Here is an 874-nt window from a genome sequence, read left to right on the forward strand (position 1 = left end):
GCCTCGTTCAACGCCGCGACCTTGCGCTCGTCGACGTCGATCCCCACCACCTCGTGACCCAACTCCGCCATCGACGCCGCATGCACCGCACCCAGATAGCCGCAACCCACGACCGAGACCCTCATGACCGTCCACCCCGTACTAGAGAACTGCCACGGCGGTCCGCTGCCACCGCAGCCGGAGCGAACCTACGGGGCGGCCGTACTGACAGGCCATCTCAGCCCGCCGCAGCGACAGGCGTAGAGGCTCGAGCCGCTGAGAGCGTCGTAGTCGACCTGGCGGAAGCGGTGCCAGCGGGTCCCCGTCCACGGGAGGCACCGTCACGAGCTCGTCACCCGGATGGGGCCGGGAACCGCCGGCAGCGTGAACACGAGCAGCAGTCTGCCCGGACTCGCGCACCCGTCGGTGGTGACAGGTACCGATCCGTCACGGGCACCGCAGCGGCTCCCACCCCCCGCACTCTGGGGATCCCGCACCACCGCCGGCCTGCCCTCTACTCCCAACCGGGATTGCGCACGGACCTGGAGGCGCGCGTGTGGTGGGTGTGGACCGCGGTGGTGATCTGGGTGCTGCTCGCCGTCTCCGCCGCCATCCTGCTCGGCCGGTGCATCGACCGTGCCGAGCGCCGGGAGATCGGGACGCCCGGGCCCGACACCATGGGCGCCCCGACCCGCCCCCACTCGTCGTCGTCCCCGACGTGACCTCACCCTCAGGAGTACCGGCCGCCTGACGCTCCCCTGCGCCGTCGGGACTGCCCCCGGTTCGGTTGACTCCTTGCCTGTGAGGCTGCGGCCTCGCTGGAAGGATCAGCATCGTGCCCAAGCCGTTCCCGGCGGAGTTCCGTCGTGACGTGATCGCCGTGGCCCGCAAGGGC

General features: G+C 71.2%; 2 protein-coding genes. One reads left to right on the forward strand and one right to left on the reverse strand.

From position 1 onward, the window contains the following. Window positions 1-125, reverse strand: a 125-nt coding sequence (locus ACI78Z_RS24985; protein ID WP_457039234.1) for a 3-hydroxyacyl-CoA dehydrogenase NAD-binding domain-containing protein, incomplete at its 3' end; no start/stop codon positions are given. 408 nt (window positions 126-533) lie between these two features. On the opposite strand from ACI78Z_RS24985, the gene ACI78Z_RS24990 reads away from it, so the two are divergent. Continuing rightward, a complete protein-coding gene (locus tag ACI78Z_RS24990; protein ID WP_457039233.1) occupies window positions 534-701 on the forward strand; it encodes a hypothetical protein in 168 nt (55 codons plus the stop codon). Window positions 702-874 lie beyond the last annotated feature (173 nt).

This window comes from Geodermatophilus sp. SYSU D01176, assembly GCF_054050015.1.